Origin of the sequence: Thiolapillus sp. (genome assembly GCF_048562965.1) — a bacterium.
GTDB lineage: Bacteria > Pseudomonadota > Gammaproteobacteria > Chromatiales > Chromatiaceae > Thiolapillus > Thiolapillus brandeum_A.
Genome location: NZ_JBHNMF010000207.1, coordinates 1 through 5,573 on the forward strand (window position 1 = coordinate 1; position 5,573 = coordinate 5,573).

Here is a 5,573-nt window from a genome sequence, read left to right on the forward strand (position 1 = left end):
CATTTTCGAATGAACCCGTCTGCCGGGCCAGCACCAGGCGCCGGGCAGCCTGCTCGGACAGGCCTTTCACCAGACGCAGCCCCAGACGCAGGTTTTTCCTTTCCAAAATACAGTCCCAGTCACTGGCATTGACCTCCGCCGGCAGCACCTCCACACCGTGTTCCCGGGCATCGCGCACCAGCTGCGCAGGAGCATAGAAGCCCATGGGCTGACTGTTGAGCAGCGCCATGGCGAACACCGCCGGATGGTGGCATTTGATCCAGGCAGACACGTACACCAGCAGGGCGAAGCTGGCGGCATGGGATTCGGGAAATCCGTAATCGCCGAAGCCCTGGATCTGGCGGAAGATACGCCGGGCATATTCCTCGGCATAACCCCGCTCGCGCATGCCGGCCATGAGCTTGCGCTCCCACACGTCCATGCCTCCCCGTCGCTTCCAGGCTGCCATGGAACGGCGGATCTGGTCCGCCTCTCCCGGCGTGAAGCCCGCCGCCACCATGGTGAGCCTGATCACCTGTTCCTGGAAGATGGGCACGCCCAGGGTGCGCTCCAGCACGGCTTTCACGTCGTCCGAGGGATAGTCCACCGGCTCCAGGCCCTGACGGCGGCGCAGATAGGGATGCACCATGTCGCCCTGGATAGGGCCGGGACGCATGATGGCCACTTCCACCACCAGGTCGTAGAAATGTTTCGGCCGCAGGCGTGGCAGCATGGACATCTGGGCGCGGGATTCGACCTGGAACACCCCCACCGTATCGGCCTTGCACAACATGGCATACACTTGGGGATCTTCCGCGGGAATATCCTGCAGGCGCAGGTTCAGCTCCGCCAGCGCCCGGCGAATGGCGCTGAGCATACCCAGGGCCAGCACATCCACCTTGAGCAGCCCCAGGGCTTCCAGGTCGTCCTTGTCCCACTGGATGATGGTGCGCTCGGGCATGGCGGCATTCTCCACCGGCACCAGCTCCTCCAGCCCGCCCCGGCTGATGACGAACCCACCCACATGCTGGGACAGATGCCGAGGAAATCCCAGCAACTCATTGCTCAGCCACAACAGCTGGCGAATGCGCGGGTTGTCCGGATCGAAACCCGCCTCTTTCAGCCACTCACCCTGCACTTCCCCCCGGCTGCGCCAGCCGGAGGCCGCCTGCACCAGCTGTTCGATCTGCTGCATGGACAGGCCCAGGGCCTTGCCCGTGTCCCGCAGGGCGCTCCTGGGGCGGTAGGTGATCACCGTGGCCGCCAGGGCGGCGCGGTCGCGGCCGTATTTGCGATAGATGTACTGGATGACCTCTTCACGGCGCTCGTGCTCGAAGTCCACGTCGATGTCCGGCGGCTCGCCGCGCTCCCGGGAGATGAAGCGCTCGAACAGCAGATTCATGCGCGCCGGATCCACCTCGGTGATGCCCAGGCAGTAGCACACGGCGGAATTGGCCGCCGAGCCCCGGCCCTGGCAGAGAATATGCTGCCCGCGGGCAAAGGCCACGATGTCCCAGACGGTAAGAAAGTAGGCAGCATAGTCCAGCTCGTCTATCAGCCGCAGCTCATGTTCGATCTGCGCCTGCACCCTGTCCGGACAGCCTTCTGGCCAGCGCGCCTTTTTGCCCTTTTCCACCAGCTGCCGCAGGTAGTCCTGGGGCTGCACACCCGCCGGCGTGACATCATCGGGATAGTCGTAGCGCAATTCGTCCAGGGAAAAACGGCAGCGCCGGGCGATGCCCACGCTCTGCTGCAACAGCGATGGCGGGTAGAGTGACTGGAGATCTTCCAGGGCGCGCAAATGCCGTTCCCCGTTGAACAAGGCCCGGCTGCCCAGTTGCGCCAGGGTGCAGTGATGGCGAATGGCGGACAACAGGTCCCGCAGGGGACGCCGCGCCGGCACATGCATGCAGACATTACCCGTGGCCACCAGCGGGAGGCCGTGTTTTTTGCCGCCGCCTGCCATTGCTGCAAATACTGCTCATCCCCGCCTTCCCGCAGCAGGTTGACCGCCAGCCAGCCCCGTCCGGAGAAAGCCCGCCCGAACCACTGTAGCCCGGCCCCGTCCCATGACGGTTCCCGGGGCGGAATGAACAGGGCCAGACAATCCGGCAGACTGTTTTCCAGGTCTTTTCGGTACAGTTCATAGGCACCCTTGGCCGCCTTGCGCCTGCCCCGGGTGATCAGCCTGCACAGCTGCGTATAACCGTGGCGGTTGGTGGCCAGCAGCACCAGCCGCGGACCATCGTCCAGGCGCAGCTCCGTGCCGATGATCAGCTTCAGGCCCACGCGCTTCGCCTGCTCATGGGCGCGCACCACCCCGGCCAGGCTGCACTCATCGGTGATCGCCAGGGCAGTATAGCCCTGCTCCTGCGCCCGGCTTACCAGTTCTTCCGGGCGGGAAGCGCCCCGCAGGAAGCTGTAGTTGGAAATGCAGTGCAGCTCGGCGTAGATCATCAGTCGAAAAAACCCTGCAGGAACCACTTGCCGCTGCGCCGGTCCCGGTAGATCCACAGTTGCTGCCCGGCGGGATTGCTGGCTCGGTAATAATCCCGCGCCACGTCCGCATCGTCCCACCAGCCGCTTTCGATGCGCTGGGAAAACACCTGCAGCCGCAGCTCACCCCGGTAACAGGGACGGCCCCGGCGCACCGGCAGGGACTGGGGTTTTGGCAGCAACCAGATGGGCTGGTGCCCGTGACTGACGGAAACAGCCTGCCCGCTCCCGGCCTTTTCCAGAGGCTCGCAATAGCGCCAGGCGTGCTCCGGACGGTGATCAGGGTGAACCTGTATGCCCTGCACCGCCTCGCTGCCCATGCGCGCGCGCAGGCGTTCCAGAAAACTGTTGTCCTGCGCCCCGGCGCCGCTGTCGAACAGATCACCGGCCTGCTCCTGAAATGCCTGCCAGTCATCCACCCGCAGCACCATTTCCACCACGGCTTCCGGCAGGCTGAGGCGCTCCAGGGACTGGCGGAAGATCTCCAGCATGTACTCCACCTCCCGGCCGGGGGCGAGCATGCCCTGGGCCAGCAGCGTGGGCGGAGCATCCCGGTGCAGGAACTGCCATTGCAGCCGTTGCGCCACGCCATCACGACCGCGCAGGAAGCCGCACAGGGATTCCACCAGGCGACGGGCGGGAAACAGCAGGGCACCGGCCTGGCCGATCTCGTGCAACAGCAGCAGCCGCTGTTCGAAGACTTCCGGCGGCTGCCACAGAGGACGGGGATCGGGCACCCGGCCCAGCAGGCGGTCCAGCAGCAGCACGAATTCCGGTTCCGCCCGCCGCGCCAGCTCCGGCCGGGGAAGCTGCAGACAATCGCCGATACTGGCCAGGCCAATGCCCTGCACCAGTTCCAGCACCTGGCGCCTGCGGGTCAGGCGCTGCAGGGGAATATCCGCCAGCTGTCCGGGCAACTGCCCGGGATCGGTGATGCGGGTCTTTGGACGGTAACGCGCCAGCAGCGCAGCCGCCGACGGTGAAGGCGCCAGCGCCCAGTGCTGCAGGTCGGCAGCTGCTGGCTGTTCCTGCTGCATCCGTTCCAGCAGGGAGGAAAAGCCGCTGAACAGCTTCAGGCTGGCACCCACTTCCAGCAGCATCAGCAAAGGATCGAAACTGATACGCGAGCTGTATTGCCAGGCCCAGCCCGCCAGCGCTTCCAGCTGCTGCTGCTCGCGCGCCCTGTCCCGCTCACGCACCTGCAGACTGCTCAACAGGGACAGGGCGGTGTTCAGGGGCATGCCGGCATGAATCCCCTGCGCCTGCGCCAAGTCATTGCAGCGGTCGATCAGGTCCCGGCCTTTTTCCCGGCGGGTCACCGCCAGCGGCACGGCCTGCTCCCCGGCAAAGATGCTCAGAGGCAGCTGTGGAAAATAGAAACCTAGCCAGAGCATGACAGATACAGGGGCTTTCCGCCCCAGCCCGCACGACGCTTGAGCACCTGCACCTGCAGGCCATCACCTGCCGGCGTGATCTGCAGGCGCAAGGCCGCCATGGAAGCCTGCTGGCGCTGCTGCAGGGGCCGGAACAGGATGCCCATGCAGTTGCTTTCTTCCGCCGCCAGTTGCAGACGCCGGATGCGTGTGGCGGAAACCCGCTCCACCCACAACAACACCAGGGAGCAGTTTCCCGAACGCAGCGCCTGCTCCGCCGCCCACAGGCTCTGCTCCGTATCGCGCACTTTCACCAGCAGCACCCTGGCGATGTTCACCTGCCGCGCTTCCAGCGCTGGCGCATAGGGAACATGGGGCGGATTCACCCAGGTCAGCCACTGTTGCTGCCGGCTCAGTTCCGCCAGCAGCGGCAGCAACAGGGAAAACCCTAGCCCCTGCGGTGAAAAGATTTCACTCAGCGCCCCCCGTGGCCAGCCACCTCCTGTCTGTTCATCCAGTGAAGGAAAGCCGCTGGTGATCACCGCCGCCGACGCCCGCCCAGCCGAAGAACCCCGCCAGACCACCCCCTGGCGCAGCAATACGGCAAGCTCGGTTTTTACTTCTGCATTCATTGTTCCGACAGCACCCTGTCAACCCAGACGGAGAACTAATATAGAACAATTGCAGCAAAAAAACACCCCCCGATCTATTTTTTCAGTGGCCCGAAAAATACATCGTACTGAATATTCTGGATTTCCCCTTTCCAGACAATTTCCAGACGTTCATCGACATACCAGCCCACCTCACCATAGGCAGGGAATCGAACTCCCGACATGACCCGATAATCATCGAAATGCCCCTCCCAGGGAAGCTGCCGGTACTCGCCACCGATACGCGCAAACCGGCCGGGCGTGTAGATGCTGCTGACTTCCCCTGTGTCAGTGAAACGAAATTCCAGGGAAACGCAGAGATCGTTCACACACAGGGTCGCCAGGGCCGAGTGGTTGTCGATGGCTGTCCATTTCACGCCGGACTGGGGCAGCAGCGCGGTAGGACACCATACCGCCTCTGCAAGATAGCGATACAGCGCACCGGCATTCAGCTCCGGCGTTCCTTTTTCCGCAGCAAGAGGCAGGACAGACAGGAGACTGAGCCGTCCCGAGCCGATGCCGGCAATACTGCTGTCCAGCACACGGACATGCACGCCAAGGGGCAGCTTTATCCGCGCATTCCACACAAAGCCCCTTGCCGCTGGCACAACCGTTTCCTGCGCATCGAAGGAAAGCCACTTGCCACTCTTTGGCGTGGTTCGCAGCATGCCGGATTGATGCATCACCACCTTGCCGATCAGATGCTTCCCTTCCGGCAACACACGGGTGAAATAGCGGAAAACGGGCGGCGGGAGCGCCGCCAGTGATGAAAAATCGGTTCTTCGTAGATTCGTGTGAAGCCTAAGGCGCCATATCTAGGCCACCGCAGTAAAACAGGATGCTGTTTCTGAATCCTGCAAAGGATCGATAACCTCGCGCATTGGCTTTGATCGTCTGAATCTTGGAGTTCAACCCTTCAGCCACAGCATTACTGATTCGGTGTTTGAAATAGGTCAGCTAGAGTTTAGAGTTTCAGAGGAGAAAAACCAGTAAAAATCTGCGTTCTTAGAACGCAGACTTGCCTTTTGCCCCCTATAAGGGGGCTTTGATGCCAGCCTTCTGAGAAGGCTGGCTG

Annotated in this window: 3 protein-coding genes and 2 pseudogenes; all 5 read right to left on the bottom strand. The window is 63.1% G+C overall.

What is annotated here, in order from left to right; translation table 11 throughout:
* Positions 1 to 2,436 (bottom strand): annotated as a pseudogene (locus ACOCD2_RS11380) (error-prone DNA polymerase); the annotation flags it as partial.
* A complete protein-coding gene (locus ACOCD2_RS11385; protein WP_293647692.1) occupies positions 2,436 to 3,869 on the bottom strand; it encodes a Y-family DNA polymerase in 1,434 nt (477 codons plus the stop codon). The gene ACOCD2_RS11385 and the pseudogene ACOCD2_RS11380, both read right to left, overlap by 1 nt.
* The gene (gene imuA / locus ACOCD2_RS11390) at positions 3,857 to 4,480 is read right to left on the bottom strand and encodes a translesion DNA synthesis-associated protein ImuA (RefSeq protein ID WP_293647693.1); all 624 of its coding nucleotides are present in this window, start codon (positions 4,478 to 4,480) and stop codon (positions 3,857 to 3,859) included. The genes ACOCD2_RS11385 and imuA overlap by 13 nt, the downstream gene beginning before the upstream one ends.
* Before the next feature lie 74 nt (positions 4,481 to 4,554).
* Entirely contained in the window at positions 4,555 to 5,313 is a 759-nt protein-coding gene (locus tag ACOCD2_RS11395) for a DUF6920 family protein (RefSeq protein WP_308214800.1), read from the bottom strand.
* A pseudogene (locus ACOCD2_RS11400) lies at positions 5,300 to 5,455 on the bottom strand (transposase); the annotation flags it as partial. The pseudogene ACOCD2_RS11400 and the gene ACOCD2_RS11395, both read right to left, overlap by 14 nt.
* Between the last annotated feature and the right edge of the window lie 118 nt (positions 5,456 to 5,573).

Excerpts from the sequence above, each read along its gene's own strand:
- ACOCD2_RS11385 (WP_293647692.1), bottom strand. The coding sequence starts at position 3,869 with ATGCTCTGGCTAGGTTTCTATTTTCCACAGCTGCCTCTGAGCATCTTT.
- imuA (WP_293647693.1), bottom strand. The coding sequence starts at position 4,480 with ATGAATGCAGAAGTAAAAACCGAGCTTGCCGTATTGCTGCGCCAGGGG.